The sequence below is a fragment of the Streptomyces tricolor genome (assembly GCF_002155905.1).
GTDB classification, from domain to species: domain Bacteria; phylum Actinomycetota; class Actinomycetes; order Streptomycetales; family Streptomycetaceae; genus Streptomyces; species Streptomyces tricolor.
This window is the reverse complement of sequence record NZ_MUMF01000273.1, coordinates 1,622-4,800: the sequence shown is the minus strand read 5'-3', so window position 1 is coordinate 4,800 and position 3,179 is coordinate 1,622. Positions and strand designations below refer to the sequence as shown.

At 57.4% G+C, this 3,179-nt stretch carries 1 rRNA gene; it reads right to left on the bottom strand.

The features are described 5' to 3' along the window. Positions 1–3,123: ribosomal RNA gene (locus CCN44_RS20280) — 23S ribosomal RNA — on the bottom strand; the annotation flags it as partial. Positions 3,124–3,179 lie beyond the last annotated feature (56 nt).

Below are 3,179 nucleotides of genomic sequence, written 5' to 3'. Positions count from 1 at the left end.
GGACAAGCCCTCGGCCTATTAGTACCGGTCACCTCCACACGTTACCGTGCTTCCAGATCCGGCCTATCAACCCAGTCGTCTACTGGGAGCCTTACCCCATCAAGTGGGTGGGAGTCCTCATCTCGAAGCAGGCTTCCCGCTTAGATGCTTTCAGCGGTTATCCCTCCCGAACGTAGCCAACCAGCCATGCCCTTGGCAGAACAACTGGCACACCAGAGGTTCGTCCGTCCCGGTCCTCTCGTACTAGGGACAGCCCTTCTCAAGACTCCTACGCGCACAGCGGATAGGGACCGAACTGTCTCACGACGTTCTAAACCCAGCTCGCGTACCGCTTTAATGGGCGAACAGCCCAACCCTTGGGACCGACTCCAGCCCCAGGATGCGACGAGCCGACATCGAGGTGCCAAACCATCCCGTCGATATGGACTCTTGGGGAAGATCAGCCTGTTATCCCCGGGGTACCTTTTATCCGTTGAGCGACGGCGCTTCCACAAGCCACCGCCGGATCACTAGTCCCGACTTTCGTCCCTGCTCGACCCGTCGGTCTCACAGTCAAGCTCCCTTGTGCACTTACACTCAACACCTGATTGCCAACCAGGCTGAGGGAACCTTTGGGCGCCTCCGTTACCCTTTAGGAGGCAACCGCCCCAGTTAAACTACCCATCAGACACTGTCCCTGATCCGGATCACGGACCCAGGTTAGACATCCAGCACGACCAGACTGGTATTTCAACGACGACTCCACAAACACTGGCGTGCCTGCTTCACAGTCTCCCAGCTATCCTACACAAGCCGAACCGAACACCAATATCAAACTGTAGTAAAGGTCCCGGGGTCTTTCCGTCCTGCTGCGCGAAACGAGCATCTTTACTCGTAGTGCAATTTCACCGGGCCTATGGTTGAGACAGTCGAGAAGTCGTTACGCCATTCGTGCAGGTCGGAACTTACCCGACAAGGAATTTCGCTACCTTAGGATGGTTATAGTTACCACCGCCGTTTACTGGCGCTTAAGTTCTCAGCTTCGCCCACCCGAAAGTGAGCTAACCGGTCCCCTTAACGTTCCAGCACCGGGCAGGCGTCAGTCCGTATACATCGCCTTACGGCTTCGCACGGACCTGTGTTTTTAGTAAACAGTCGCTTCTCGCTGGTCTCTGCGGCCACCCCCAGCTCAGAGCGCGAAGCTCATCACCGGATGTGGCCCCCCTTCTCCCGAAGTTACGGGGGCATTTTGCCGAGTTCCTTAACCATAGTTCACCCGAACGCCTCGGTATTCTCTACCTGACCACCTGAGTCGGTTTAGGGTACGGGCCGCCATGAAACTCGCTAGAGGCTTTTCTCGACAGCATAGGATCATCCACTTCACCACAATCGGCTCGGCATCAGGTCTCACCCTGCATGAGTGGCGGATTTGCCTACCACTCGGGCTACACCCTTACCCCGGGACAACCACCGCCCGGGATGGACTACCTTCCTGCGTCACCCCATCACTCACCTACTACCAGCTCGGGTCACCGGCTCCACCACTCCCACTGACGGCAAAGCCGGCAGCGGGCGGTTTCACGGGCTTAGCATCACTGGATTCGATGTTTGGCGCTTCACAGCGGGTACCGGAATATCAACCGGTTATCCATCGACTACGCCTGTCGGCCTCGCCTTAGGTCCCGACTTACCCTGGGCAGATCAGCTTGACCCAGGAACCCTTAGTCAATCGGCGCAAACGTTTCTCACGTTTGTATCGCTACTCATGCCTGCATTCTCACTCGTCAACCGTCCACGACTACCTTCCAGTGCCGCTTCACCCGGCAGACGACGCTCCCCTACCCATCACAGCACCCGTTGGGGCTTATTGCTGCAATGACACGACTTCGGCGGTACGCTTGAGCCCCGCTACATTGTCGGCGCGGAATCACTAGACCAGTGAGCTATTACGCACTCTTTCAAGGGTGGCTGCTTCTAAGCCAACCTCCTGGTTGTCTCTGCGACTCCACATCCTTTCCCACTTAGCGTACGCTTAGGGGCCTTAGTCGATGCTCTGGGCTGTTTCCCTCTCGACCATGGAGCTTATCCCCCACAGTCTCACTGCCGCGCTCTCACTTACCGGCATTCGGAGTTTGGCTAAGGTCAGTAACCCGGTAGGGCCCATCGCCTATCCAGTGCTCTACCTCCGGCAAGAAACACACGACGCTGCACCTAAATGCATTTCGGGGAGAACCAGCTATCACGGAGTTTGATTGGCCTTTCACCCCTAACCACAGGTCATCCCCCAGGTTTTCAACCCTGGTGGGTTCGGTCCTCCACGAAGTCTTACCTCCGCTTCAACCTGCCCATGGCTAGATCACTCCGCTTCGGGTCTTGAGCGTGCTACTACAGCGCCCTATTCGGACTCGCTTTCGCTACGGCTTCCCCACCCGGGTTAACCTCGCAACACACCGCAAACTCGCAGGCTCATTCTTCAAAAGGCACGCAGTCACGAGAACAGAGCAAGCTCTGTTCCGACGCTCCCACGGCTTGTAGGCACACGGTTTCAGGTACTATTTCACTCCCCTCCCGGGGTACTTTTCACCATTCCCTCACGGTACTATCCGCTATCGGTCACCAGGGAATATTTAGGCTTAGCGGGTGGTCCCGCCAGATTCACACGGGATTTCTCGGGCCCCGTGCTACTTGGGTGTCTCTCAAACGAGCCGCTGACGTTTCGACTACGGGGGTCTTACCCTCTACGCCGGACCTTTCGCATGTCCTTCGCCTACATCAACGGTTTCTGACTCGTCCCACGGCCGGCAGACCGTGGAAGAGAGATCCCACAACCCCCACGACGCAACCCCTGCCGGGTCTCACACGTCGTAGGTTTGGCCTCATCCAGTTTCGCTCGCCACTACTCCCGGAATCACGGTTGTTTTCTCTTCCTGCGGGTACTGAGATGTTTCACTTCCCCGCGTTCCCTCCACACTGCCTATGTGTTCAGCAGTGGGTGACAGCCCATGACGACTGCCGGGTTTCCCCATTCGGAAACCCCCGGATCAAAGCCTGGTTGACGACTCCCCGGGGACTATCGCGGCCTCCCACGTCCTTCATCGGTTCCTGGTGCCAAGGCATCCACCGTGCGCCCTTAAAAACTTGGCCACAGATGCTCGCGTCCACTGTGCAGTTCTCAAACAACGACCAGCCACCCATCACCC